A 24,601-nucleotide genomic window follows, 5' to 3' on the forward strand; every position below is an offset into this window, starting at 1 on the left:
GTTTAACGCATATGCACGTCGTCTTCCGCGAAAGCCACGGTCTCGAAGAAAGTGAGACCCCACAGGATCTGGGCCAAACCCCGGCTGATCTGGTGGTGCTGTCCTTCTCCGACAGCGACCTTGGCGCCTTTGCGGCAGGCTGGCACCGCGCTGACGGCTCTTTGCCCTCGCTGCGCCTAGCCAATCTGGTTGCCCTGAAACACCCGCTGTCTGTCGACGTCTACGCCGAGCAAACACTCGAGGGCGTCAAGGGCATCCTCGTTCGCCTGATCGGCGGTGAAAGCTACTGGTCCTATGGCCTTGCTACCCTGCAGGATCTCGCCCGCCGCAACAGCATCGCCCTGGCCATTCTCCCCGCCGATGGCCGCGAAGATCCCCGCCTAGACGAGCTATCGACCCTACCAGTTTCAACCCTGCGCCGCCTGCAATCCCTGTGCGACGCTGGAGGCGCCGTCGCCGCTCAGGCCGCCCTCGCACAGCTTTCCCTTGCAGCCGGTCTTTATGCCAGCCCAGTTCTTGGCCTAAAATCCACCCCCGAACATGGATTCTACGACCCAGAGAAAGGTGTCGTCTCCGCAATCGACGCTGACAACAAACCTCTGTTCCTAGTCAGCTTCTACCGCTCATACCTAACCGCAGCCGACACCGCACCGATTGACGCTCTGATCACCGAGCTACGCAGCCGGGGCTTTGCCGCCTATGGCATCTTCGCCGCCAGCCTCAAGGCCCCCGCTACATCCAAGTGGCTGCGCGAAACCCTGCCGCAACTGACTCCTTCAGCGATCATCAACGCCACGGCATTCTCGGCAATCGGCAGCGACGGTAATGCCTCACCGCTCAACACAACGGGCTGCCCGGTCCATCAAGTCGCCCTCTCCACCGCGCGACGCAAGGACTGGGACAGCGCCACCCGTGGCCTCTCACCCGCCGATCTCGCCATGCATGTGGTCCTGCCCGAGGTTGACGGCCGCATCTTTGCTGGTGTGGTCAGTTTCAAATCCCCGGGCCGCAAAGACCCCGACCTGCAATACTCGCGCTTTGCCCACCAAGCCGACGCCAACCGCGTCACGGCTGTGGTCGACCGGGTCATGGGCTGGCACCAACTGTCAACCAAACCCAACGCCGACAAAAAGCTGGCGCTGATCCTGTCCACCTACCCCGGCAAAGACTATCAACTGGCCCACGCGGTAGGGTTGGATGCGCTGGCCTCGGCCGAGAACATCCTGACTTCGCTGCATGAACAGGGTTATGTTGTAGAACATCCTGGCGATCTCGCCCCACGCCTGATGACAGAAACCCTGAGCTTCCCGCTCAAGAACTACCTGAACGCCCTGTCTCGCCTCCCGCAATCCTTGCAAGACGATCTGGCCCAAGCCTGGGGCGACCCGCAGTCAGACCCCGATTTTGCCGACAATGCCTTCCACTTCCGCGCCCTACACTCCGGCAAAGCTCTGATCGCCCTGCAACCCGAACGCGGCGACGTCGCCAGCCGCATCGACGACTACCACGATGTCGAACGTACCCCACGCCATGCCTACGTCGCTTTCTATCTCTGGCTACAGACACAGATGGACGCGGTGGTTCACATCGGCGCCCACGGCACGCTTGAATGGCTGCCCGGTAAATCTGTCGCGCTGTCTTCCGCCTGCTGGCCCGAAGCTCTAGCCGGCACCCTGCCCGTCATCTACCCCTTTATCGTCAACGACCCCGGCGAGGCCGCCCAGGCCAAGCGCCGCATCGGGGCCGTGACCCTTGGCCACCTGCCGCCGCCACTGGCCCAAACATCGCTGCCCCAAGGCATGGGACGGCTCGAAAGCCTGCTGGATGAATACTCCACCGCCGAAGGTCTGGACCCCGCCCGCCGCGACCGCCTGATCATCGACATCCGGGGCGAGGCGCAGGCCACCGGGGTCGAGGCTGATCTGGGCCTAAACGACGACAGCTCCGCCGCCGAGGCGCTCACCCGCATTGATGCCTTTGTCTGCGACATCAAAGAAAGTCAGTATGGCGAGGGCCTGCATATCTTTGGCACCGGCGACTGTGGCGAGGCCGAGAAAACCGGTCTGCTCGCGGCCCTAAACGGCCAGCTGGTCGCTCCCGGCCCCTCCGGCTCACCTTTCCGGGGCCGCGCGGATGTGCTGCCCACCGGGCGCAACCTCTTTACCACCGACCCACGCGCGGTACCCTCGCGGGCGGCGCAGGCCCAAGGGGTCAAACTGGCAGAAGAGCTGCTGCGCCGCCACCTCCAAGACCACGGCGACTGGCCCCGCGGGCTGGTGATCGATCTCTGGGGCTCGGCCACCATGCGCACCGCTGGCGAGGAATTTGCCATGGCCCTGCATCTCGCGGGCCTTGCCCCCAAATGGGATGACAATTCCGAACGTGTCTCGGGGTTCGAGGTGATCCCACTGGCTCTGCTCGGTCGACCCCGCATTGATGTGACCTTGCGCGTTTCCGGCCTGTTCCGCGATGTCTTCCCCGGCCTGGCCCAGATGTTCGAAGCTGCCGCCGCAACCCTGGCAACCCGCGAAGAAACAGCTAGCGACAACCCATATCTGGACCAAACCCCCCGCGTCTTTGGCCCCAAACCGGGTCAGTATGGCCTCAACATGGGCGCGCATCTGGAAACCTACACTGACAGCGCCCGTGAAGCGGCAGGCGAGGCGTGGCTCAACGCCTCCTCTCACGCCATCGACGCCAAGGGTGACATTGCCCCGGCCCGCGAAGCGCTGGAAACCCGCCTTCAAACTGCCGACAGCTTTGTCCACCTGCAGGACCTGCCCGAAACCGATCTTCTGGTCGCCTCGGACTATGCCGCGCACGAGGCGGGCTTTGCCGCCGCCATGGCCCGTATCGGCCAATCCACCCCGGCGCTTTATCACATGGACGCCACCCGCCCCGACCAGCCCAAGGCGCGATCGCTGGGTGAGGAAATCGCCCGCGTCACTCGCGCCCGCGCTGCCAACCCCGACTGGGCTACATCTATGATGGAGCATGGCTTTCGTGGCGGCGCCGAGATTGCCGCCACCCTGGATCACATGGCCGCCTTTGCCCATCTGGCGCAGGTGGTGCAGCCGCATCTGTTTGATCTGTATTTCGAGGCTACCCTGGGCCGTGAGGATCTGGTGGAGTTCATGGAGGCCGAAAACCCGCAGGCCCTGCAAGCCATGCGTGACCGCTTCCGCGCCCTGTTTGACGCAGGCCTCTGGAGCACCCGCCGCAATTCCATCATGGCCGAGCTAGAAGGTGCGGCATGAGTGAAGTTGCTCCCAAGGTCTACGGCTGGTGCCCCGGCGCCCTACGCCCGATGATGTCGGGCGACGGGCTGGTGGTCCGCATCCGCGCGCCTCTGGGACGGCTCACTTCTGATCAAGCGCAGGCGGTGGCAGATCTATCCCAACGCTATGGTAACGGATTGCTCGACCTATCTGCCCGCGCCAACCTGCAAATGCGCGGCGTGAGTGAGAAAGATCACCCCATCCTGATCGCCGCCCTGCAAGACTTAGGGTTGGTTGACACAGATGCCGCCACCGAAGCCCGCCGCAATGTATTGATCACTCCATTCTGGAACCAAGGCGATGAAACCCACAAGCTAGGCCAACAGCTCAGCAACGCCCTGACCGCCGCCACAGATCTCAGCCTACCGGGAAAATTCGGCTTTGCCATAGACACCGGGCCCTCCCCAGTCTTGCGCGACACCGCCGCCGACATCCGCATCGAACGCAACTCTGATGGCCTAGTCCTTATCGCAGACAGAGCGGAAACCGGTCTGCCCGTGACCGCTGCCACCGCCGTCAAAGAAGCCCTCTCGCTTGCCCACTGGTTCCTTGCCCATGGCGGCGCGCCCGACGGGCGTGGCAGAATGAAAACCCTCATCGCGCGCCGCGGTCCACCCTCGGCGCATGTGGCGAACCTTGGTTCCCCCGCAGAACGCCCAATTCTGGGCCAAACCGCCACCGGACAGCTCGTAGGGCTGGAATTCGGCCAGATCCCCGCCACCAGCTACGCCCAGCTCGCCACCCACCGTGCCCTACGACTCACCCCATGGCGCGCACTTCTGGTCGAAGGCGCCAGCAACCTCGCGCCACTGCCCGGCCTGATCCTTGACGCAACAGATCCCCGCCTGCGGGTGAGCGTCTGCACCGGCGCACCCGGTTGCACTCAGGCGCTCTCGCCCACCCGGCAACTGGCCCGTGATCTGGCTCCTCACGTCCCGGCCAAATCGCCCCTGCACCTATCCGGCTGTGCCAAGGGCTGCGCCCACCCCGCCGCCGCACCGCTCACCCTGACCGCCACAGGCGCTGACACATTCAACCTGATCCGCAACGGCAAAGCCTCGGATCCCCCCGCCAAAACACATCTGAGCGCTGCTGACTTACGCGCCTCTCCCGATCTTCTGACAAAGGGCAGCTAACATGCTCCACACCTATGAAACCAACGGCGCCGCCATCTACGCCGAAAGCTTTGCCACCATCCGGGGTGAGGCCGATCTGGCCCGCTTCAACAAGGACGAGGAAAGCGTCGCCGTTCGCATGATCCACGCCGCCGGCATGGTCGGGCTCGAGGAACACATCCGTTTCTCCGAAGGTATGGCTGAAACCGCCCGCGCCGCACTGGCCGCCGGTGCCCCAATCCTGTGCGACGCCTATATGGTGTCTGAGGGCATCACCCGCACGCGCCTTCCCGCAAATAACGAGGTGATCTGCACCCTGCGCGATCCTAAGGTGCCGGATATGGCCAAGGAAATGTCCAACACACGGTCTGCTGCCGCGCTGGAACTCTGGCGTCCCAAACTGGACGGCGCCGTGGTCGCTATCGGCAACGCCCCCACCGCCCTGTTCCACCTGCTGAACATGCTGCAAGACCCATCCTGCCCGCGCCCCGCCGCAATCATCGGCTGCCCGGTTGGCTTTGTCGGTGCAATGGAATCCAAGGACGCACTGATGAAAGACTTGCCAGTGCCCTCGATGATCGTACAAGGGCGCCTGGGCGGATCCGCCATCACCGTCGCCGCCGTCAACGCGCTTGCCAGCTGGAAAGAGTAACCATGGGTAAAATCATCTGCGCAGGCCTCGGCCCCGGCGACCCCGACCTGATGAGCTTACGCTCGTACCGCGCCCTTCAGGGCGCACGCCACATCGCCTACTTCCGCAAGGCCGGCTACGAGGGCCAGGCCCGCCGTCTGGTCGACGGCATGCTGCCCGAGGGCGCAGCGGAATATCCGATGGAATACCCCGTCACGACTGAGATCCACTTCACCGATCCGGAATACAACCGCATCCTCGGCGCCTTTTACGACGAATGGGCCGACACATTGGCCGAGATGGCCAAAACCGACGATGTCGTGGTGCTCTGCGAGGGCGACCCGTTCCTCTATGGTTCCTTCATGCATCTGCACATCCGGCTCGAACACCGCGCCGAGGTCGAGATCATTCCAGGTATCACCGGCATGTCCGGCTGCTGGACCGCCACTGGCCAGCCCATCACCTGGGGTGACGACGTGCTGACTGTCGCCATGGCCACCCTATCCGAGGACGATCTGGCCACCCGCGCCGCCAATACGGATGCCTTGGTGATCATGAAGATCGGCCGCAACCTGCCCAAGCTGCGCCGCGCCTTGGAACGCGCCGGACGGCTCAACGACGCATGGCTGGTTGAACGCGGCACCATGAGTGACCAAACCGTGCAGAAACTCACCGAGGTCACTGGTAAAGTGCCCTATTTCTCGATTGTCATCCTACACGGCCAGGGACGCCGCCCATGACCCAGACAGCAACAGGATGGGTCAAGATTGTTGGCCTTGGCCCAGGCAACGAATCCATGGTCACCGCCCAGGTGCAGGAGGTTCTGACTGAGGCCACCGACGTGGTCGGCTATATCCCATACGTCAAACGCATCCCCGAACGCCCCGGCCTGACCCTGCACGCCACGGACAACCGGGTTGAAATCGAACGCGCCACCCATGCGCTGGAAATGGCCGCCACAGGCAAGCGCGTCGCGGTGGTCTCCTCGGGTGATCCCGGTGTCTTTGCCATGGCCTCAGCCGTATTCGAAGCGCTGGAAGTGGCAAATAACCCAGACTGGCTCAACCTCGACATTCAGGTCCTACCCGGCATCACCGCCATGCTCGCGGCCTCGGCCCGGATCGGCGCTCCTATGGGCCACGACTTTGCTGCCATCAACCTCTCGGATAACCTCAAACCCTGGTCGCTGATCGAAAAACGTCTGCGCCTGGCGGGAGAGGCCGGCTTTGCCATGGGCTTCTACAACCCGCGCTCCAAATCCCGCCCACACCAGTTTGGCCGCGCCCTTGAAATCCTACGCCAGGCTTGCGGCGGCGAGACCCTGATTTCCTTTGCCCGCGATGTGTCCAAACCGGGCGAGACGATCACTACCGTCACACTAGATGAAGCCACAGCCGAGATGGCAGACATGCGCACGGTTGTTATAGTGGGCAATGCCGACACCCGCCGCGTCGGCCGCCATGTCTACACCCCGCGCTACGCCAAAGAAGGCTAAGAATGCTCCAGCCAGGTCATAACCTCGCCAACGCTGCGCAGGATCATCCGATCCGGCACCTGTGGTCTGTCGATCATCACGATCGGCACGCCCAGCGCCCGCGCGGCCTGAAGCTTGGCCTCGGCTCCCGCGCCACCTGCATTCTTGGCCACCACATGGGTGATCCCATGTTCTGCCATCAGGGCTTGGTCACTGGCCGCATCAAACGGTCCTCGCGCCACCACAACTTCGCAGTCCGGCAGCGGCAACGCCGCCTCGGGTGCATCCACCAACCGCAACAGATAATGGTTGTCCGGCTTCGCGGCAAAGATATCCAGGTTCTGTTTGCCAATCGCCAGAAACACCCGCGCGCCCTCCACGTGCAGCGCATCCACAGCGCCCTGCATATCACCTACGCTGATCCAGTTGTCACCTTCCCCAGCCTGCCACGGCTGCCGCTCCAGCGCACAGAGTGCCACACCTGCCTCACTGCAGGCTGCAACTGCATTGGCGCTCATCTGCGCGGCAAAGGGATGAGTGGCATCTACCACATGGGTGATCCCTTCACAATGAAGGTACTCAACCAACCCAGCCACACCGCCAAACCCGCTTTGCCGCATGGGCAACGGCTGCGACGCCGGGCGCGCGGTCCGGCCGGCATAGCTGAACACCGCGTCCCGCCCGGCCATGGCCAGCTGTTTCGCCAGCGCCGAGGCCTCGGTTGTGCCCCCCAGCAAAAGGATACGCATTATGTCTGATCCCTGGTTGTCGATTATCGGTCTGGGCGAAGATGGACTGAGCGGCCTGTCAGATGCAAGCCGATCCGCGCTGGACAAGGCCGATCTTATTTTCGGAGGTCCCCGCCACCTCGATCTGGTGAATGCAGGCGACCGAGGCCAGCCTTGGCCGGTCCCCTTCTCCATTGATCCGGTGCTGCAATCACGCGGCAAACAGGTCTCCGTCCTGGCCTCGGGTGATCCCTTTTGGCATGGCGCAGGCGGCTCGCTGGCCTCGCACCTGCAACCGGGCGAGTGGGCCTCATACCCCGTGCCCTCCACATTCGCACTGGTGGCCAACCACATGGCCTGGCGGATCGAGGATACGCTCTGCCTTGGCCTGCACGCCGCACCATTTGAGCGCCTGCTGCCCATATTGGCCCCCAACACCCAACTGATCTGCACTCTGCGCGATGGCGCTGCCCCAGCTGAACTCGCCGCATGGCTCACCCAACAAGGGTTCGGTGAAACACAGATGGCTGTGATGGAACTCCTCGGCGGGCCAAACCAGCGGGTGCGCAGCGCCCGTGCTGATGCCTTTGACCTATCGGATGTGCAAGCCCCAGTGGCCGTGGCTCTTGCCGCCATGGGCAACCCCGGCCTACCCCGCGCCTCTGGCCTGCCAGACGACGTGTTCCACCACGACGGCCAGATCACCAAACGCCCGATCCGCGCCCTGACCCTCTCAGCCCTCGCCCCGCGCCCCGGCCAACTGCTCTGGGACATCGGCGGTGGCTCTGGCTCAATCTCAGTCGAGTGGTGCCTCGCGGCTCCCGGTGCCCGCGCGCTGATATTCGAACAGCGTACGCAGAGGTCCGAAAATATTAACCGAAACGCAGCAAAGTTTGGTCTGACCCACCGTATGAGCCTGGTTATCGGACAGGCCCCGCAATCGCTGGAAACACAAGAACTACCCGCCACCGTCTTTATCGGCGGCGGCGCTTCGCAGGCGCTGCTGGACCAGTTGTGGCAGATCCTGCCCCCCGGCACCCGCATCATCGCCAATGGCGTAACCTTGGAAACCGAGACCCTGTTGATGACAGCCCATGCCCAACACGGTGGCCACCTAATGAAAGCCGAGATTGCCGAAGCTGGCCCCTTGGGTTCTATGCGCGGCTGGGAACGCGCGCGCCCGGTCCTGCAATGGAGCGTCACCCGATGAAAATCGCCGGTATCGGATTTCGCCAATCGGCCAGTACCGCCGATCTGCTCGCTGCACTGCAGCAAACAGGTTTTTCTAAACCTGACGCCCTTGCCTCGATCACGGCCAAGGCCAGCGCCCCGCAGATGCAGCAACTGGCCACCGACATGGGCCTGCCAGTGATCGCGCTGGCCGACGACGACATTCAGGGCATCGACACACCTACCCAATCCCCCCGGATCCAAGCCCGTTTTGGCACCGGTTCTCTGGCCGAGGCTGCAGCCTTGGCCGCCGCTCAACAGGACCAGCCGAATGCAACCGTGCGCCTGCTGGCCCCCCGCGTTATTACAGACAATGGCCTTGCCACTGCGGCAATTGCCCAAAGGACGACAACATGACCGTACATTTCATCGGCGCCGGCCCCGGTGCCGCCGACCTGATCACCCTGCGCGGCCGCGACCTGATCGCGACCTGCCCCGTCTGCCTCTACGCTGGATCGCTGGTGCCCGAGGCCCTGTTGCAACACTGCCCAGATGGGGCCCGCATCATCAACACCGCGCCGATGTCGCTGGATGAAATCATGGCTGAGATCAAAGCGGCACATGACGCCGGTCACGACGTGGCCCGCCTGCATTCCGGCGATCTATCGGTCTGGTCAGCCATGGGCGAACAGCTGCGCCGCCTGCGCGCGCTGGATATTCCATACGACGTCACCCCCGGTGTCCCTGCCTTTGCCGCTGCCTCGGCAGCCCTTGGCGCAGAACTCACCCTGCCCGGCGTCGCCCAATCGCTGATCCTGACCCGCACCTCAGGCCGCGCTTCGTCGATGCCCGACGGCGAAACACTGGAAAACTTTGCCAAAACCGGCGCCACCCTAGCCATTCACCTCTCGGTGCATGTGCTCGAGGAAGTCATCTCTCGCCTGACGCCCCACTATGGCGGCGACTGCCCCGTGGCCATCGTCTGGCGCGCCACCTGGCCCGACCAGCGTGTGGTCAAGGCGACGCTGGAAACACTGGAAGACGCCACCGGCGGCGAACGTGGCCGCACTGCGTTGATTCTGGTGGGCCGCGCCATCGGGGCCGAGGAGTTTGACGAAAGCTGCCTGTACGCGGGTGACTACGACCGCCGCTATCGCCCCGTCGGCACCGATCCCCGCTTTCCGGAAGGAACCGAATAATGTCCCAAAACCCTCCCGGCCTGATGATCTCTGCCCCCTCTTCGGGCACTGGAAAAACCACCGTGATGCTCGGCCTGCTGCGTGCCTTTGCCGAGGACGGCCTGTCGGTGCAACCTTTCAAATCCGGCCCCGACTATATCGACCCGGCCTTTCACCTCGCCGCCGCCAAACGCGCCTCGTTTAACCTTGATACATGGGCAATGGACGACACCCTGCTGGATGCTGTGGCCGGACAGGCTGAAGGCGCAGAAATCTGCATCGGCGAAGGCTCCATGGGCCTGTATGACGGCGTCGCCACCCGTGGCCAAACCGCCTTTGGTACCAGCGCCGAAACCGCCAAACGCATGGGCTGGCCTGTCATTCTGGTTGTCGATGTGGGTGGTCAGGCACAATCCGCCGCTGCCACCGCACTGGGGTTCAAAAACTACGACCCCGAGGTGCCCTTTGCCGGCGTCATCCTGAACCGCGTCGCCAGCCCCCGTCACGAACGCCTCACCCGGCTGGGCATGGAAAAGGCTGGCATCAAGGTGCTCGGCTCGCTGCCCCGTCGTGGTGATCTGACCCTACCCGAACGCCACCTTGGCCTGATCCAAGCGGTGGAACACCCGGATCTGGAAGAAGCAATCTCAGGCTATGCCACCTTCCTGCGCGAAAACGTGGATCTAGAGGCGATCAAAGCCGCCGCCCTATCCGGTGCAGCCCCCACGGCCCAACCGTTGCCCACACCACCTGCACAGCGCATCGCGCTGGCCCGCGACGCGGCATTCTCGTTCACCTATCCGCACCTGCTGACAGGCTGGCGCAACGCGGGCGCCGAGATCCTGCCGTTCTCGCCATTGGCGGATGAGGCCCCCGCCCCAGACGCCGATCTGGTCTGGCTCCCCGGCGGCTACCCCGAACTGCACGGCGAAGCGCTAGCTGCGGCGGAAACCTACCGCGCAGGCCTGCGCAAACATGCCGAAACCAAGCCGGTGCACGGCGAATGCGGTGGTTACATGGCCTTGGGCGAAGCTCTGATCGACAAGCAAGGCAACCGCCACCAGATGGCCGGTCTGCTGGGCCTTGTCACCTCATACGAGAAACGCAAATTCCACCTCGGCTATCGCCGCGCGGTGCTGGATGCCGCCATGCCCGGCTTTGACGCAGGCAGCGCCCTGCGCGGGCACGAGTTCCACTACTCGACCATTCTGGACGAACCCGACGCCCCACTGGCGCAGGTCTCTGACGCTGACGGCAACCCGGTGCCGGAAACCGGTTCCATCAAGGGCCATGTCACCGGCACCTTCTTCCACCTGATCAACGGAGAGCGCAGATGAGCGGCTTTGTCAGCTTTGTCTCTTCAGGCCCCGGCGACCCTGACCTGCTGACGGTCAAGGCAGTGAAACGACTGGAAGCCGCAGATGCTGTACTGTTTGACGATCTGTCATCCGGCCCGATCCTGGACCATTCCCGCCGTGACGCTGATCTGGTCGGCGTCGGCAAACGCGCAGGTCGGCCCTCACCCAAACAAGATCACGTCAGCAAACTACTGGTGGACTACGCCCGGTCCGGTGCCAAGGTTGTACGGCTAAAGTCCGGCGATTCCGGCGTGTTTGGACGACTCGAGGAAGAGATCACCGCTCTGCGCCAGGCCGGTATCAAATACGAGGTCATCCCCGGCGTCACAGCCGCATCCGCAGCAGCAGCGGCGGCAGGCATCCCACTGACCCGCCGCCTGACCGCGCGGCGGCTGCAATACATCACCGGCCACGACGTCACCGGAGAGCTGCCCGAAGACCTGAACCTGACCGCGCTGGCCGATGCCAATGCCACCACTGTGGTCTACATGGGCAAACGCACCTTTGCCGCGCTGGCGGAACTGCTGGTAACCCATGGGTTACCCCCCGAAACCCCCGCCATGCTGGCGCTGGCCATCTCCACCCCGGAACAAGAGCTGTCGCATCACACCGTAGGCGAGCTGCCAACCCTGCTGCGCGAACTCAAAACCACCGCGCCGGTGCTGATCCTCTATGGGCCTTTGGCTGAACCGGAATGAGCATCCCAACCCTGACCCTGTGCCGTACTTGCCGCGATGCTGATCCGACCCTCTTGGACCAATTGCGCGAGGCCGTCACCGGCGCAGGGCTAACGGTCAAACTGCAGCAGGTTGACTGCATGTCGGGCTGTAAACGCCCGCAAGCCCTGTCGGTACGCCAACCCGGCAAGACCGCCTATTTGTTTGGCGAGGTTTCAACAGCGGATATCCCCGACATCCTGACGTTTCTACGCCTGTTCGCCGAGACCAAGGACGGCAACCTTGCCGATGCCCGCCCGCTAGGTGGGTTGCGGTTCAAGGCCCTCGCGCGAATCCCTGCGGATATTGACTGACGAACATAGGGTATCGCCTGACCGCGGGTGGGCAAGAATTGCCCGCCCATGGGGGCGGTCGGGCAATACCCGGCGTGCCGCCGGGCGTTTTGGTCTCAAACAAGCACGTAAGTCGCAACAACCCTCCTAAACCGTCGGTTTCAAACTTGACCCCCCGATACCCAATAAGGCACATTGGCATGATATGGTGTCCGCACAGCGCAAAGCGTTAGGACTGAAACGGGAATGAGGAACGGCGGACCCAATCGCGGCGTCGAGACCTCAACCGCCCCCGCGACTGTGAGTGGCGAGCGGCTTTCCAAACCACTGTCGGGCAACTGCCCGGTGGGAAGGGGAAAGTTGGCTGTGACCCACGAGTCAGGAGACCGGCCATGTGGAACGCAAATTGATGCCGTCGGGTGTGACGGTAAGGAGAGAAAATATGACGACTAAAACACTGAACGCTTCTGCTGCTGGCCTTGGTTTTCTGCCAGCTGTATTCGCTATCGTTCTGGGCCTGGGTGTGATCACCCTGACTGGCCACGTACAGGCAGCCGCCCTGCATGACGCCGCACATGACGTGCGTCACGCAACTGGCTTCCCCTGCCACTAACCAATGTATAGCCGCATTCTGACCAGCGCGTTGTTCGCTGGTGCTGCAGCAGGGTTGATAGCCGCCCTGCTGCAGTTGATATTCGTGCAGCCTGTTCTGCTCCACGCCGAGCTTTATGAGACCGGTGAGTTGGTGCATTTCGGCGGCACGCATGTATCCGCACATCCCGAACTGCCGGGTTTCGACCTGATGCGCGACGGACTGAGCATCGTCTTCACCATGCTGACCTACACCGGTTACACGCTGGTGATGGTAGCGCTGATGTCGCTGGCCGAAGGCCGCGGTGCTGTGATCAATGCCCGCACAGGTCTGATCTGGGGTATTGCAGGCTTCATCGCCTTTCACTTGGCGCCAGGTTTTACCCTTGCACCTGAGGTTCCGGGTGTTGCAGCAGCGGATGTTGCCGACCGTCAAGTCTGGTGGACAGTAACTGTGGCCACCGCCGGTGTTGCCATGTGGTTGATTGCCTTTGGTGGCAACAAAGTCAGCTACCTGATCGCCGTCGCGCTGTTGATGGCGCCGCATCTGATCGGCGCACCTGAACCTGACAGCTTCTCAGGTCCGGTCCCAACCGAGATCGGAGCCCTGTTCGCCGCCCGCGCCTTTGGCGTTGGTCTGGCCGCATGGGCCCTGGTGGGCACCTTTGCCGGATACTTCTGGCAAGCCGAAGGTGAACGAGCCGAGGCCTCAGCCTAATCAAAGCTACCTCCCCCTTCGCCAGAACTGGCGGAGGGGTTTTCATTTATGAGGAAGAAGAATGTCCCGCCCTCTCGCACTTTTTGCCATCGGCCTAGTTTTCGGTGGCGCTGCTGGATTTGTTGTTGCCGCAGGTAACGGCGTCACCTTCGAAGGCCACGATCACAACGATCCGGCCCAGCACGGTAGCGGCGAAAGCCATGCCGAAATGACCAGCCACGACCACGCCGCAGCAGTGAACCTGCCCGCAGGCGAAAACGCCCCCGGATTAGAGGTCAAACTGACCAAAGACCCAATGGCCGGCTGGAACCTGCAAGTGATGCCGCAGAACTTCCGCTTCTCACCTGAAAACGCCTCGAAACAGGATGTCGACGGTGAAGGCCACGCGCATGTCTATATCAACGGCACCAAACTGGGCCGTCTGTATGGCAACTGGCTGCACATCGGCGAGTTGCCCAAGGGCGACGTCGAAGTAAAGGTCTCGCTGAACGCCAACAGCCACAGCGCCCTGCTGGTTGACGGTGCACTGGTCGAAGCATCCGTCACGGTTCAAGTCGACTAAGATACTGGGTTTGCCAAGGTCTGCAAACGTCCCTTGGCAGCCCACCCCAAAGCATGTCGAGCCTTCACAGCTATCATCTAGTTGCTGCAGACCCGATCTACTGTTCCGGGATATTCCCCCGGCGGATCATCCGCTCTGAAATCGTCAGGAACGCCCGGCGCCACAGCGCATCATGCTCTGCTGTGAAACCTGCTCCTAGTTCATTCTTAAGGGTGTCGATCAGAGCATCTTCCATGGGTTGAAAATGTCCGACCTGAACACCCAGCTCGGCATGTTTGGTGCCCAGCTCCTGAAAACGCTCGTCTACGGCATCTTCGTCCTGCAGTTTGGTCAGAATAACACCAAGCGTAGTCATGAACTTCATGTTTTGCCCTTCGATGTCCTCGCGGAACATCGACCGCATCTGGGGAGCGTGTTCAAACAAGGCGTCATAAAACGCCCTTGGGTGCAGGGCGACACCTTTTCTGAGTTCTTCGTAGCTGTTGTGCAAAAGCTCCAGTTCTTCTTTGGTAAAGGACATGGCATTCTCCTTGTCAGCCATATCTAAGATATAGCGCGAACACCCATTTTGGTCCAATTTGCGCCCACATTTTTGGTGGGCCAAGACGTCTTTCTTATTGTAGCCATCAAGACGTCGCCCAACGTCTTGGACACTGCATCAACTGAATGCCTCCAACTCGTCAAACCACGCTTGTATAGCGCCTCCTGATCCTGTTTGGATATGCCAACCACTTTTGCGGCCCCTATGGGGCCGTTATGCTGAAAGGCCCTGAAAATGATCGACCTCACCCTAATTGGTATCGGCACCGGCAACCCGCAGCATCTGACGTTGCAGGCTATCAACGCCTTGAACACGGTTGACCTAATCCTGATCCCCAACAAGGGCGCGGGCAAAGATGATCTGGCAGGCCTGCGCCGCGAGATCTGTGATCAGGTGATCCAGAACCGGGATGTCAAAATCACTGAATTCGACCTGCCCACCCGCGATCCCAAAACCGCCGACTACCGCCAGCGTGTCGATGACTGGCACGATGCCATCGCACGGGTCTGGTCGGATGAGATCCACAGGCACCTACCCGATGGTGGCAAAGTTGGCTTTCTGGTCTGGGGTGATCCCTCGCTGTACGACAGCACCATGCGCATTGCCGACCGTTTGCAGCGCCAGCAGCAGGTTGAAATGACTGTGATCCCCGGCATCACCTCGATCCAGGCCCTGACCGCATCCCATGCGATCCCCGTCAACGAAATCGGTGCGCCCTTCACCATCACAACCGGCCGCCAGTTGCGCGACAAAGGTTGGCCGGACAGTGCAGATACATTAGTGATCATGTTGGACGGCGAATGCTCATTCCAAAGCATTGACGCAACCGGTGTAAAGATTTGGTGGTCCGCCTATGCTGGCATGAAAGAAGAGATCCTGATCTCTGGCCCGCTAGCCGAGGTGTCCGACCAGATCATCGAAACCCGCGCCAGGGCCCGCACTGATCATGGCTGGATCATGGATATCTACCTGCTGCGCCGGTAGCCAGCTTGCACCAAATGACGCAATTCCATCAGTAAGTCACAGTCTATCAGTCGACCAAGGCCCACCAACGGCGTTCAACGCTGGACGACGCACAGAGCGCCTATGATTTGATCACTGCCTCGGGTTGACGTCGATTATGATCAGGATTGCCCCATTCCCTTGCCATTGCACCGGTGCGCAGAACCTCAAAATCAGTTCAGAAAAACGGTTTTGCACTCAGCAACGCCAGCACGCTAATTGCCTGCTGAACGGTGATTGTTCGTACCAAAATGCTGATACAGCAGGCGTTCGGGTCTTGTGATCCACCTATGCAGGAATACACGTAAAAATTTTTGCCCTCTGGCCATTGAAAGATGTGCCAAATTGCATCATATCGGCCCCTGTATCGGCCCGGCACTTGTCTTGGCTGGATTATAAATGTTACCTGATGCGCCCCTAGGCGACATCAGCTTATCCAACTAAAATCAATACATTACTCCGAAACACATGTTTTACAGTAATCGAACATTATCCTTTACGTGGGAGTTTCCAGACAAAGCCTGTCGCCTACACGCTAAAGGAGAATCGCGTTATGACACTGCGATCCCAAATATTGTTACTAGTTACCCTTCCACTTATTGTTCTTGTCTTTATCGGAGGTTTGAAAGGTTCGGCTGATTTTGCCAGGTACCGCAGCGCAAAAACGATACAATCTGAGACACTTAACGCCCTAACGATGATAAATCTCGTGCATTTCCTTCAGGTGGAACGGGGCCAATCTGCTGGTCTGATTTCGTCAGAAGGAACTGTTTTCAAAAATGAAATCAAAGAAGCGCGCCGCGCAACGGATGCCTCTTTTGACAAAACGCCAGTGTCAACAATTGAAATATTCCCACAATTCGCCCAACTGCAGGAAATGCGTCGTTCGGTCGACGCGCTGTCGATCAGCACACCGGACATGGCCGCCTATTACTCTGGTCTAATCGACTAGATCCTGACCCAAGTTGGTGGGCAGCTGGTTCTGCAGGAGAACCCGCAAATTGTACAAATCGGCTCAGGTATGGTTGCCCTTAGCAACGCCAAGGAAGCCGCCGGTGTACAGCGTGCAGCCGGCGCGACTGGATTCGGGCTTGGCCGGTTTGAACTGCCCACCTATCAGAAATTTGCCGAAAAAGGTGCCGCAGAATCGCAGCTACTGCGCCTTGCGGCTCTGACGCTCGGACAATACCTACCAGATCTGGATTTTGCCGAAGGGTTACGCCAAAACAACCTTCAAAACATCCGCAACGAAATTCTTGCCGCAGGACCAAACGGCCCGGTTCCAGACCTGACTGCACAGAAATGGTTCAGCCTCGCCACAACCTGGTTGACCTACTTGCATTCTGTCGAGGACATGACCGCCGCCAAAATGGACGAACTGGCCGCACAAGAGGCTCAGGCCGCCAGAACCGCCCTGCTCATCACGATATCACTGGTCACTCTGTCCATCTTGGCAACCACCGTAATTGGTGCTCGGCTTATCCTGACGTTCACTAGACAACTTAGCGCCTTGCAAAAGGATCTGGATAAACTTGCGCACAAAGAATTCGACTTCGAACCTGCGGGGATGGAGTCGAAAACCGAAATCGGCAATCTGAGCCGGGCCATGAACATAACCCGGGCCGAGCTGCAAAAAGCCGAAGAGAAACTTGCCTCTATCGAACAGGAGCGTGTGGCAGATCGGGGCGCTGTTATTGGCCAACTCGACCAACAACTTTCCCGACTGGCAGCGCGGGATTTGGATTGCACAATCGACCAAGCCTTCCCACAGGAATACGAACAACTGCGCGAAAGCTTCAACACAACTGTCGCCACATTAAGAACAACCGTCGAGCAGGTGGTCCATGCTGCGGACAGCATTCGCAATGGCGCTGCTGAAATCAGTCAGGCCTCGGACGATCTGTCCCACCGAACCGAAAGTCAGGCTGCCACACTGGAACAAACCGCCGCTGCACTGGAACAGATGACCGTCTCGGTCAAATCCTCCGCGGAAGGCGCGCGTAGTGTCGAGACCATAATGGATGAGGCCCGTCAGGAAGCGACAAACAGCGGCGAGGTCGTGCAAAAAACCGTTTCGGCAATGAAGGAAATAGAACAATCGTCCGGGCGCATTTCGCAGATCATCGGTGTGATCGACGACATCGCGTTTCAGACAAACCTGCTGGCGCTGAATGCCGGGGTAGAGGCAGCACGCGCCGGTGAAGCAGGACGAGGGTTCGCCGTTGTCGCCTCAGAGGTACGCGCGCTGGCGCAGCGCTCCTCGGACGCTGCAACCGAAATCAAGTCACTGATCAACGATAGTTCTCGGCACGTGGATAACGGGGTTGATCTGGTTGGTCAGGCGGGCAATGCCTTGGGCAATATCGTCGATAGGGTCAATCATATTTCACAACTCATCACCGAAATGTCCGAAGGATCTGCTGAACAGTCAACCGGTCTGGGCGAGATCAATCTTGGTGTCACCCAGCTAGATCAGGTGACACAGCAAAACGCCGCAATGGTCGAACAGGCCACTGCCGCAGGGCATTTGCTAAATGGCGACGCCACTAAGCTGTCGGACATGGTGTCCCAGTTCAACATTGGCAAAGGAACCACTCGTTCGGCAACGGCTACTCCTCCCGTCAGCCCAACTGCGCGCGGCAACTGGGAGCAGGAAGAAGAAATCGAAATCAAGCCCGCAAAAGTTGCCGGATCCAGGGTCGGCGTTTGGGAAGATTTCTAAACCCAAGGCAACGGCCGCAGGCTGATCACCACGACGACCATCTGTGATGATCCCCTGCGGCCGCACTATCCAAACTAAGTGGCATCTGGTGTCTTAGCCACCAGATGTTTCCTCGTTCGTAAAGACAACTTCAAAGGGCTCAATCTAGCGGCGACCTCGCAATCACAGGTCCAACCAAAGCTCATACTGACCACTGGTTTCAGTTGCGCTGACTGACGTCATCAACGCCCGGAACGCCGCATCGTCCTGCTGCACGTTGATCAGCCGAAGGGGTGTTTCGGGCAACTGGCGCTGAATGGCTATAAGTGCCGCCCGCGCCATGCCGCGCCGACGATAATCTTTGCTGACCGCCAATTGATGAACCGTTCCTGAGTTCGGGCTAACTGCTGCATATGCTTTCAGCTCACCTCCCTCATCAATCATCGCCACACACAGCAGCTGATCCGCAATGGCCTCCATCGAAGCATCATTGTTTTGCCAACTAGGAGCCCAGTCTCGCAGCTTGGCAACCCGTGGCGCCAAGTCCCGCCAATAGACTGGCTCAAAGAGTTCTGATCCCGGTTTGCTCGCTTGGGATATGGGTAGCGTATAACAATCAAGCGCTCGTGCTTTTGTCATTCCCAAGGAATAGTACAGCCCGGCAGCCGTTTCGTTGTCGCGCAGAACCTCGGTTTGAAAGGATCGAATTCCGGTGCTGCGCAGATAGTCCAGGCAGTCATTGGCCATTGCGCGTGCAAGCCCTTTTGACCTGAACTCTGGCCGTGTCCCGCTGGAAATCAAATAGCCTTTCGATCCGCGTACCGATGTCAGCCAAATGGCGGCCACTTGACCATCCACAACAGCAACCCGCGAGCTGTGCAGATCAAGGCCACGCTGACGCATCATCATCTCAAACGCCCCAAGGCTTAGCTGCATCGGGATCGCATAATCCGAAAACGACGACAGCATAGTCTCGTGCAACTGATCAAAGGTAACATGCGTGGCCGAAAGGATTTCAAACATCTGGGGCTTCTTTGTCTGGTGCATCAATTTTGGAGGCTATCACCACAATCCATGATCATAGCCTCCATCTGTATATGCACGAACAGAAAGAAACTGCCAGCAGCCTCAGCTTCGGCAGGCTGCTGGAAACTGCTCTCAAGACAAAAGCTTAGCTATCCCATAGGCGCCAGAACGCCTTAGACCATCCCCTTACCCTTGCCGTACCAGTCGCCCTGTTCAACCTTGATGGCGCTGTCCAGCATGGCAGCAAAGGCAATGGGGTCCTGACTGCCGCCGTCCCTGCCACGATAATGGTAGGGGATCACAACTGATGGCTTGAACTCAGCCACGGCACTGGCGGCGGCGTTGATGTCCATTGTAAACGGCAGGTTCATGCAAAGCAGCGCAACATCGATATCCTTTAGTGCGCGCATTTCAGGCACGTCTTCGGTGTCAGCTGAAAGGTAAACCCGTGTTCCACCGATGTTCAGCACATAGCCATTATCACGCCCTTGCGGGTGGAATTTCAGGCGCCCTTCGGTGGTGTTATAGGCCGCGATCGCATCAATCGCGATGTCCCCAAAACTGGTGGCCTCACCGTTGCCAATGACCTGAGCACGCGCGGCCAGATCCCCGCTCATCTTGTCCTGCGCGCCCTTGTTCGAAATCAGCGTTGCCTCGTCCCGCATCACCGCAGCCAGCGTTTCATTGTTCAGGTGATCGCCGTGGTGATGGGTAATCAGCACCAGATCGGCGGGAGGCCGACCAGCGTATTGCGCAGGATCACCCACCGGATCAACGTAGATCACACCCCGTGGGGTTTCGATAACCAGCGAGGCATGGGAAATCGGGAAAAGCCGAACGGCACCATCGCCAAACTCCATGGCAGTTTCATCTGCGGCGGCGGTAAATGGCAGTACCGCGATGGGACCTACGGCTGCGGCTGTGGCTTGTAAAAACGTGCGTCTTGAAAACATTTCTTCCTCCGGTCTGGGTTCAAACATGTGTTCAACTTGTCAGCCTGCGATGTTGCGGTGATCGCAAATCTGCTAAGTGAGGGCGAGGCAGTGGGTCATGGTGTCAGGGCAACTGTGATTGCCTAGACGTTCAATGTCCAATCACGCCACCTCTTCAATTTGGTCAACGGTGTAATCGTAATTGGCACCTTATTACATTATCGGGCAATCCGATACCTTTCACTGACATCGCCGCGGCCCCGGCCAGTTCGCCTAGCTGATAGAATGACATTGTTCCCGCCCCGCTAGATGGGCTAACAGGGCGCAACAATCGGCCGATCCTAGGCCAGTGATTTAGAAAGCCCAAACACCCTATGTCTGATCCCCGCATGAAAATTGTATTGGTGACGCCTGAAATTCCATACAATACCGGAGCCATAGGGCGGACCTGTGTGGCGTTGAATCTGGAACTTATCCTGATCAAACCCTATGGGTTTTCTCTTGATGAAAAATCAGTGCGGCGCGCCGGAACGGATTACTGGAAGCACGTCAATCTGTGCGAGTATGACAACTGGCAAAGTTTCGTCGACGCTCGCAAACCGCCGCGCGACAGCCTGTATTTTTTCGAAGAACATGGCGCACAAAGTGTTTTCACCCCTGACTATCAACATGATGCCTATTTGGTTTTTGGATGTGAATCCAAAGGCCTGCCTGCTGAGATTTTAAATGGCGTGGAGGATCGGGTGTTTCATTTGCCGATGCTGGACTCGCGTGTCCGGTCTTTGAACTTGGCAAATGTAGCCACGGCAGTTGTCTATCAAGCAATGCGAACTCAACTGGGCGGTTGAAAACGGCTTTGGGGTCGCTCTACTTAGCCAGCCCGATGCAGATGATGCCTATCGACACCACCACGGCGGCCAGCAAGCGGCGGCGTTTGGGGCCTTCGCCAAACCACATCACGCCAATCATCGCCGCAAAAATAACCGAGGTTTCCCGCACCGCCGAAACCATAGCAAGCGGCGCCAGCGTATTGGCATAAAGCACCAGCCCATAGGCCACGCCTGACAACACGCCCCCTGCATATCCGAGCATACAGCTTCGCAGCGGCATCTGCAGCAGCCGCCGCCAGCGGGTGGCAAAAACAAACAGCACCACAGTCAGCTCAGAAATATACAGCCAGCCGATATAGCCCATGGCGTTGTCAGCCAGCCGAACCCCTGCACCATCCACCAGAGAATAGGACGCAACGATCACAGCCACACCCATCGCTGCCATCACGCCGGTACGTGACATGCCGCCACGCACGATCCCCTTGGTCAGGACCAACACGCCAAGGGAAACGATCAGAACGCCGAACCAGGCCAAAGCAGGCAGTGTTTCCCCCAGCCAGAACTGCGCACCCAGTGCGATCAGCACCGGCGACAGCCCACGGGTGATCGGGTAGATCATGCTGAGATCACCCAGCCGATAGGCCACGTTCAGCAAGAAGTAATAGCCCCAGTGGATCACTGTTGAGGCAATCACATAGGGCACCACGTCCCATCCCGGTGAGGGAAAGACCGAGACCAGAAAAATGCCGGGCACCACATGCCCCAAGGCGATAAAGCCCAGAGTAATCGTCCTATCCCCTGCCCCTTTGACAACCGCATTCCAAAACGCATGTAAAAATGCCGCGCTAAGTACGATCAGGACAGTGGTTGTGCTCACCCAGGGACTTCCTTGATAGCTGTGATGACGATATCCAGCGCGTGATCCAGATCCGCGCGCGTGATGGTTAGTGGAGGAGATAGCGTCAAAACGCAACCCTGCGAGATTTTGTAGCTAAGCCCCGCCTCAAGACAGGCGTAATAGATCTGCTCGGCCCGTTTGTTGCCCGGTGTTTTGTCGGCACGGTCTTCGACAATCTCGACCCCGAACATCAGTCCTCGGCCACGGATGTCACCGACGGTTGGGACATCTGCCAGCTCATTCTGCAACCGCTGCATGGCGTAGTCGCCCAGCTCGGCAGAGCGCGCAACCAGCCCCTCTTCTTCGATGATCTGCAATGTGGTCAGGGCAGCACGGGCTGTGACCGGGTTTTTCTCGTGCGTGTAATGACCAATGGCAAAGTCACCACAAACATCCAGATCCTTGCGCGCCACACAGGCGGCAATGGGCAGGATGCCCCCGCCTAGCGATTTCCCAAGGGTGACGATGTCGGGGATGATGTCATCATGTTCAAAGGCAAACATTTTGCCGGTCTTGCCCAAACCGGTGGGGATTTCATCCATAATCAACAGCGCACCACGGCGGTTGCAGGCCTCGCGTACGGACTTCCAAAAACCGGGGGGCGGCACGTAGGGCACCGCGCGCATCGGTTCGGCGATCACCGCGGCGACGTCACCTTCGCGTTCCAAAACGTAGTCGACCATCTGGGCACAGGCCAATCCACAGACATCGGGGCCAGCGTGGTTATAGGGGCAGCGATAGCAGGCAAAGGGGGCGACGTGTTCACAGCCGGGCAGCAGCGGCCCAGCGATGTGGCTGCGGAACGTCGCCTCACCACCAACCGAGGCCGCGCCAAGACCGGCCCCGTGAAAAGCATCCCAGAACGAAACGGTCTTGAACCGACCGGTTGCCGCGCGGGCGATTTTCAGGGCCACCTCGTTGGCATCGGATCCGCCGGTGGTGAACAGAGTTTTACACAGATCTCCCGGTGCGATTTCGGCCAGTTTCTCTGCCAGCTCTACCGCTGGATCATTGGTGAACCGACGCGGGGCAAAGGATAGATCATCCAACTGCGCCTTGATCGCGGCAACAAGTTTTGGATGTCCATAGCCGATGTGATGTACCGAGTTGCCGTGGAAATCCATGAACCGGCGACCGTCTTTGTCTTCGATCCAAAGGCCGTCGGCCTTGGCGATGGTACTGACGCAGGGGCTGGAGAGGCTTTGGTGCAGGAACGCGTCTGAGTCGCGCGCTAGCAAAGGTTTGGATTTGGGGCCGATGGATTTCTTCAGCCAGGTTTTGCGGGCGTCCGAGGTATTGGACTCCCCTTCTGTGTGTACGATTTGGGGTGCCATGGTGCCTCGATAGGATGGGTAAAAAAGCGGGGCCCGAGACAGGCCCCGCAGTCGGGGATTGTTCCGATCAGTTTGGCCAGGGCAGCGAATAGGTCTTGACGTTGGTGAAGAATTTCATCGCCTCGGTCACGCCTTCTTTGACGCCATTACCGCTGTCTTTGATGCCGCCGAATGGAGAGGTTTCAATGCGATAGCCAGGTTGTTCCCAGATGTTGCAGGTGCCCACGTCCAAACCGTTGATATATGAAATCGCGCGATTCAGGTCGTTGGTGCAGACGCCCGACGACAGGCCAAACTCGGTTGAGTTGGAAATCGCCATGACCTCTTCATCATTATCCGGCACCCGTACGATTGGAATGATTGGACCAAAGGTTTCTTCCATCACCAGCTCACTGCCATGGGGCACCTTGTCGACCACAATCGGCGGCAGCAGTGCGCCCTGACGACCGGGGTGATACAGGATCTCAGCCCCTTCTTTTTCGGCCTGATAAACGCGATTTTCAAACAGCTCAGCTGCCTGGGAATGGATCACACAGCCAAGCTGCGTGTCCGGATCTTGCGGATCGCCAAACTTGATCGCCTTGGCTTTCTCCACCACCAGCGGCACGAACTTTTCAGCGACACTTTCCTGCACAAGGATACGCTTGATCGCAGTACAGCGTTGGCCCGAGTTTCCGGTAGCGCCAGCCACAGCGATGGTTGCGGCCTTTTCCAAATCGGCATCCGTCAGATCATTGCAGATGATCAGCGGGTCGTTGCCGCCCAGCTCTAGTGCCTGACGTTTGTAACCAGCCTTATCCGCGATGATCTTGCCCACCGGAACGCCACCGGTAAAGGTCACGATGTCGATGTTGTCATTGGTGACCATCTCGTCGCCAATGTCCTGCGGCAGGCCGGTGACGACCTGGAACATTTCCGGCGGCAGACCTGCTTCGTACAGGATGTCCGCCAGTGCAATTGCCGTCAGCGGCGTCAGTTCGGTTGGTTTGCAGACCATGCAGTTGTTGGTCGCAATCGAGGGCGCGATCTTGTGGCTGACCATGTTCAGCGGGTGGTTGAACGGTGTGATCGCAGAAATCGTGCGCACTGGTTCCCGCTTGGTATAAATTTTGCGATCCTTACCGTTGTGGGTCAGATCACAGGAAAAAATCTCGCCGTCGTCATTCAGCGCCTGATGCGATGCGAACTGATAGACGTCCTGCGCACGCTTGGTCTCGTAAATGGCATGCTGGTGGCAAATGCCCAGTTCCAGTGTCAGCCATTTGGCCAGCTCATCACGGCGCTCGCCAATCAGTTCACCAGCGCGTTGCAGGATCTGGCTGCGCTCGTAGCGGGTCAGTTTGGATTTGTAGTTGGCAGCAATTTCAAAGGCCCGCGCCGCGTGTTCGGCGGTGCCTGCAGGCACCGTTCCGATCACTTCATCCGTATAGGGGTAAAGCACCTCGACCACATCATCGGTGAACACCTTTTCCCCACCAATACGCATGCCTTCGTGGCGAACTTCAATCTTGTCTGCCATTGATTG

At 59.6% G+C, this 24,601-nt stretch carries 23 protein-coding genes, 1 pseudogene and 1 riboswitch; of the genes and pseudogenes, 17 read left to right on the forward strand and 7 right to left on the reverse strand.

Annotated elements, in window-relative coordinates; genetic code table 11:
- Positions 1 to 11: 11 nt before the first annotated feature.
- From cobN to cobJ, 5 genes are read left to right on the forward strand one after another with little or no spacing between them, the layout of a single operon-like run.
- A complete protein-coding gene (gene cobN / locus DL239_RS01705) occupies positions 12 to 3,257 on the forward strand; it encodes a cobaltochelatase subunit CobN (protein ID WP_167681604.1) in 3,246 nt (1,081 codons plus the stop codon).
- A complete protein-coding gene (gene cobG / locus DL239_RS01710; protein WP_167681606.1) occupies positions 3,254 to 4,414 on the forward strand; it encodes a precorrin-3B synthase in 1,161 nt (386 codons plus the stop codon). Before cobN ends, cobG begins: the two co-directional genes overlap by 4 nt.
- 1 nt (position 4,415) lies before the next feature.
- Complete coding sequence (locus DL239_RS01715) at positions 4,416 to 5,045, forward strand: precorrin-8X methylmutase (RefSeq protein WP_167681608.1); 630 nt, start codon at positions 4,416 to 4,418, stop codon at positions 5,043 to 5,045.
- Between the two features lie 2 nt (positions 5,046 to 5,047).
- Positions 5,048 to 5,764 carry a precorrin-2 C(20)-methyltransferase gene (gene cobI, locus DL239_RS01720; protein ID WP_167681610.1) on the forward strand — a complete coding sequence of 239 codons (717 nt, stop codon included), beginning with the start codon at positions 5,048 to 5,050 and terminating at the stop codon, positions 5,762 to 5,764.
- Entirely contained in the window at positions 5,761 to 6,519 is a 759-nt protein-coding gene (gene cobJ / locus DL239_RS01725; RefSeq protein WP_167681612.1) for a precorrin-3B C(17)-methyltransferase, read from the forward strand. The genes cobI and cobJ overlap by 4 nt, the downstream gene beginning before the upstream one ends.
- Here cobJ and DL239_RS01730 read toward each other — a convergent pair.
- The gene (locus DL239_RS01730; RefSeq protein ID WP_167681954.1) at positions 6,516 to 7,250 is read right to left on the reverse strand and encodes a cobalt-precorrin-6A reductase; all 735 of its coding nucleotides are present in this window, start codon (positions 7,248 to 7,250) and stop codon (positions 6,516 to 6,518) included. The two genes, cobJ and DL239_RS01730, sit on opposite strands and share 4 nt — an antisense overlap.
- On the opposite strand from DL239_RS01730, the gene cbiE reads away from it, so the two are divergent.
- The 9 genes from cbiE (at position 7,249) to DL239_RS01775 (ending at position 13,812) form a co-directional block, all read left to right on the forward strand.
- The gene (gene cbiE, locus DL239_RS01735) at positions 7,249 to 8,436 is read left to right on the forward strand and encodes a precorrin-6y C5,15-methyltransferase (decarboxylating) subunit CbiE (RefSeq protein ID WP_167681614.1); all 1,188 of its coding nucleotides are present in this window, start codon (positions 7,249 to 7,251) and stop codon (positions 8,434 to 8,436) included. The two genes, DL239_RS01730 and cbiE, sit on opposite strands and share 2 nt — an antisense overlap.
- Positions 8,433 to 8,813 (forward strand): cobalamin biosynthesis protein, encoded by a 381-nt coding sequence (locus tag DL239_RS01740; RefSeq protein WP_167681616.1) that lies wholly within the window; start codon positions 8,433 to 8,435, stop codon positions 8,811 to 8,813. The genes cbiE and DL239_RS01740 overlap by 4 nt, the downstream gene beginning before the upstream one ends.
- Positions 8,810 to 9,595 (forward strand): precorrin-4 C(11)-methyltransferase, encoded by a 786-nt coding sequence (gene cobM, locus DL239_RS01745; RefSeq protein ID WP_167681618.1) that lies wholly within the window; start codon positions 8,810 to 8,812, stop codon positions 9,593 to 9,595. Before DL239_RS01740 ends, cobM begins: the two co-directional genes overlap by 4 nt.
- The gene (locus DL239_RS01750) at positions 9,595 to 10,911 is read left to right on the forward strand and encodes a cobyrinic acid a,c-diamide synthase CobB (protein ID WP_167681620.1); all 1,317 of its coding nucleotides are present in this window, start codon (positions 9,595 to 9,597) and stop codon (positions 10,909 to 10,911) included. Before cobM ends, DL239_RS01750 begins: the two co-directional genes overlap by 1 nt.
- A complete protein-coding gene (cobA, locus tag DL239_RS01755) occupies positions 10,908 to 11,630 on the forward strand; it encodes a uroporphyrinogen-III C-methyltransferase (RefSeq protein ID WP_167681622.1) in 723 nt (240 codons plus the stop codon). Before DL239_RS01750 ends, cobA begins: the two co-directional genes overlap by 4 nt.
- Entirely contained in the window at positions 11,627 to 11,962 is a 336-nt protein-coding gene (locus tag DL239_RS01760) for a DUF1636 domain-containing protein (protein WP_167681624.1), read from the forward strand. Before cobA ends, DL239_RS01760 begins: the two co-directional genes overlap by 4 nt.
- A 168-nt stretch (positions 11,963 to 12,130) precedes the next feature.
- Positions 12,131 to 12,350: riboswitch (cobalamin riboswitch) on the forward strand.
- A gap of 33 nt (positions 12,351 to 12,383) precedes the next feature.
- Positions 12,384 to 12,554, forward strand: a complete 171-nt coding sequence (locus DL239_RS01765) for a CbtB domain-containing protein (RefSeq protein ID WP_167681626.1) — start codon at positions 12,384 to 12,386, stop codon at positions 12,552 to 12,554.
- 3 nt (positions 12,555 to 12,557) lie between these two features.
- Entirely contained in the window at positions 12,558 to 13,250 is a 693-nt protein-coding gene (locus DL239_RS01770) for a CbtA family protein (RefSeq protein ID WP_167681628.1), read from the forward strand.
- A 61-nt stretch (positions 13,251 to 13,311) separates the two neighbouring features.
- Positions 13,312 to 13,812 (forward strand): hypothetical protein, encoded by a 501-nt coding sequence (locus tag DL239_RS01775; RefSeq protein WP_167681630.1) that lies wholly within the window; start codon positions 13,312 to 13,314, stop codon positions 13,810 to 13,812.
- Positions 13,813 to 13,909: 97 nt separating this feature from the next.
- Here DL239_RS01775 and DL239_RS01780 read toward each other — a convergent pair whose 3' ends face one another.
- Positions 13,910 to 14,353 carry a globin domain-containing protein gene (locus DL239_RS01780; protein WP_240931652.1) on the reverse strand — a complete coding sequence of 148 codons (444 nt, stop codon included), beginning with the start codon at positions 14,351 to 14,353 and terminating at the stop codon, positions 13,910 to 13,912.
- Between the two features lie 234 nt (positions 14,354 to 14,587).
- On the opposite strand from DL239_RS01780, the gene cobF reads away from it, so the two are divergent.
- Both cobF and DL239_RS21970 read left to right on the forward strand, forming a co-directional pair.
- Entirely contained in the window at positions 14,588 to 15,337 is a 750-nt protein-coding gene (gene cobF, locus DL239_RS01785) for a precorrin-6A synthase (deacetylating) (RefSeq protein WP_167681632.1), read from the forward strand.
- Between the two features lie 715 nt (positions 15,338 to 16,052).
- Positions 16,053 to 18,077 (forward strand): annotated as a pseudogene (locus tag DL239_RS21970) (methyl-accepting chemotaxis protein).
- A gap of 162 nt (positions 18,078 to 18,239) precedes the next feature.
- On the opposite strand, the gene DL239_RS01800 reads toward DL239_RS21970, so the two are convergent.
- Together DL239_RS01800 and DL239_RS01805 are read right to left on the reverse strand one after the other, a co-directional pair.
- Positions 18,240 to 19,079, reverse strand: coding sequence for a GNAT family N-acetyltransferase (locus DL239_RS01800; RefSeq protein WP_167681636.1), 840 nt, complete (start codon positions 19,077 to 19,079; stop codon positions 18,240 to 18,242).
- A 176-nt stretch (positions 19,080 to 19,255) separates the two neighbouring features.
- Entirely contained in the window at positions 19,256 to 20,035 is a 780-nt protein-coding gene (locus tag DL239_RS01805) for an MBL fold metallo-hydrolase (protein ID WP_167681638.1), read from the reverse strand.
- Between the two features lie 353 nt (positions 20,036 to 20,388).
- Here DL239_RS01805 and DL239_RS01810 point away from each other — a divergent pair, with 353 nt between their 5' ends.
- Positions 20,389 to 20,862 carry a tRNA (cytidine(34)-2'-O)-methyltransferase gene (locus tag DL239_RS01810; protein WP_167681639.1) on the forward strand — a complete coding sequence of 158 codons (474 nt, stop codon included), beginning with the start codon at positions 20,389 to 20,391 and terminating at the stop codon, positions 20,860 to 20,862.
- Between the two features lie 19 nt (positions 20,863 to 20,881).
- Here DL239_RS01810 and DL239_RS21885 read toward each other — a convergent pair whose 3' ends face one another.
- From DL239_RS21885 to phnY, 3 genes are all read right to left on the reverse strand, one after another.
- The gene (locus DL239_RS21885) at positions 20,882 to 21,721 is read right to left on the reverse strand and encodes an EamA family transporter (RefSeq protein WP_167681642.1); all 840 of its coding nucleotides are present in this window, start codon (positions 21,719 to 21,721) and stop codon (positions 20,882 to 20,884) included.
- Positions 21,718 to 23,076, reverse strand: coding sequence for a (R)-1-hydroxy-2-aminoethylphosphonate ammonia-lyase (pbfA, locus tag DL239_RS01820; RefSeq protein WP_167681644.1), 1,359 nt, complete (start codon positions 23,074 to 23,076; stop codon positions 21,718 to 21,720). The genes DL239_RS21885 and pbfA overlap by 4 nt, the downstream gene beginning before the upstream one ends.
- Before the next feature lie 67 nt (positions 23,077 to 23,143).
- Positions 23,144 to 24,595: a phosphonoacetaldehyde dehydrogenase gene (gene phnY / locus DL239_RS01825; RefSeq protein WP_240931655.1), complete on the reverse strand. Its 1,452-nt coding sequence runs from the start codon at positions 24,593 to 24,595 to the stop codon at positions 23,144 to 23,146.
- Positions 24,596 to 24,601: the final 6 nt, after the last annotated feature.

The organism is Parasedimentitalea denitrificans, from assembly GCF_011813015.1.
Classification (GTDB): Bacteria; Pseudomonadota; Alphaproteobacteria; order Rhodobacterales; family Rhodobacteraceae; genus Parasedimentitalea; species Parasedimentitalea denitrificans.

Coding starts and splice junctions, on each gene's coding strand:
- DL239_RS01765 (WP_167681626.1), top strand. CDS start 12,384: ATGACGACTAAAACACTGAACGCTTCTGCTGCTGGCCTTGGTTTTCTG.
- cobM (WP_167681618.1), top strand. CDS start 8,810: ATGACCGTACATTTCATCGGCGCCGGCCCCGGTGCCGCCGACCTGATC.
- cobF (WP_167681632.1), top strand. CDS start 14,588: ATGATCGACCTCACCCTAATTGGTATCGGCACCGGCAACCCGCAGCAT.
- pbfA (WP_167681644.1), bottom strand. CDS start 23,076: ATGGCACCCCAAATCGTACACACAGAAGGGGAGTCCAATACCTCGGAC.
- DL239_RS01780 (WP_240931652.1), bottom strand. CDS start 14,353: ATGGCTGACAAGGAGAATGCCATGTCCTTTACCAAAGAAGAACTGGAG.
- cobN (WP_167681604.1), top strand. CDS start 12: ATGCACGTCGTCTTCCGCGAAAGCCACGGTCTCGAAGAAAGTGAGACC.
- cobG (WP_167681606.1), top strand. CDS start 3,254: ATGAGTGAAGTTGCTCCCAAGGTCTACGGCTGGTGCCCCGGCGCCCTA.
- cobJ (WP_167681612.1), top strand. CDS start 5,761: ATGACCCAGACAGCAACAGGATGGGTCAAGATTGTTGGCCTTGGCCCA.
- cbiE (WP_167681614.1), top strand. CDS start 7,249: ATGTCTGATCCCTGGTTGTCGATTATCGGTCTGGGCGAAGATGGACTG.
- DL239_RS01805 (WP_167681638.1), bottom strand. CDS start 20,035: ATGTTTTCAAGACGCACGTTTTTACAAGCCACAGCCGCAGCCGTAGGT.
- DL239_RS01715 (WP_167681608.1), top strand. CDS start 4,416: ATGCTCCACACCTATGAAACCAACGGCGCCGCCATCTACGCCGAAAGC.
- phnY (WP_240931655.1), bottom strand. CDS start 24,595: ATGGCAGACAAGATTGAAGTTCGCCACGAAGGCATGCGTATTGGTGGG.
- DL239_RS01770 (WP_167681628.1), top strand. CDS start 12,558: ATGTATAGCCGCATTCTGACCAGCGCGTTGTTCGCTGGTGCTGCAGCA.
- DL239_RS01750 (WP_167681620.1), top strand. CDS start 9,595: ATGTCCCAAAACCCTCCCGGCCTGATGATCTCTGCCCCCTCTTCGGGC.
- DL239_RS01800 (WP_167681636.1), bottom strand. CDS start 19,079: ATGTTTGAAATCCTTTCGGCCACGCATGTTACCTTTGATCAGTTGCAC.
- DL239_RS01810 (WP_167681639.1), top strand. CDS start 20,389: ATGTCTGATCCCCGCATGAAAATTGTATTGGTGACGCCTGAAATTCCA.
- DL239_RS01760 (WP_167681624.1), top strand. CDS start 11,627: ATGAGCATCCCAACCCTGACCCTGTGCCGTACTTGCCGCGATGCTGAT.
- DL239_RS01775 (WP_167681630.1), top strand. CDS start 13,312: ATGTCCCGCCCTCTCGCACTTTTTGCCATCGGCCTAGTTTTCGGTGGC.
- cobA (WP_167681622.1), top strand. CDS start 10,908: ATGAGCGGCTTTGTCAGCTTTGTCTCTTCAGGCCCCGGCGACCCTGAC.
- cobI (WP_167681610.1), top strand. CDS start 5,048: ATGGGTAAAATCATCTGCGCAGGCCTCGGCCCCGGCGACCCCGACCTG.
- DL239_RS01740 (WP_167681616.1), top strand. CDS start 8,433: ATGAAAATCGCCGGTATCGGATTTCGCCAATCGGCCAGTACCGCCGAT.